Here is a 261-nt window from a genome sequence, read left to right on the forward strand (position 1 = left end):
AAACCTACACCGTGACGGCGGCGGATCTTGCCAATGGCAGCGCCGACATCACCATTCCAAGCTTGACAGCGGAAGGTAATTACAGCATCACCAGCAGCATTACGGATGCCGCAGGCAACAGCAGTGGCGACAGCGCGCCAGTGACGTTTGATTTTGACGCCACCGCACCAACTGCGGCGCCAACACTTACCATCGCGGATGCCGCGGACGGCAGCGTGAGCGTGGCAGAGAACAGTGACGGCGTTGAAACTGTGGTGAGTA

1 protein-coding gene is annotated in these 261 nt (G+C 59.0%); it reads left to right on the top strand.

Going from position 1 to position 261, the window contains the following annotated elements; genetic code table 11:
- Positions 1-261, top strand: a 261-nt coding sequence (locus tag AACW06_RS20450; protein ID WP_192076412.1) for an Ig-like domain-containing protein, incomplete at both ends; no start/stop codon positions are given.

Source organism: Vibrio sp. S12_S33 (genome assembly GCF_963889785.1).
GTDB classification, from domain to species: domain Bacteria; phylum Pseudomonadota; class Gammaproteobacteria; order Enterobacterales; family Vibrionaceae; genus Vibrio; species Vibrio aestuarianus.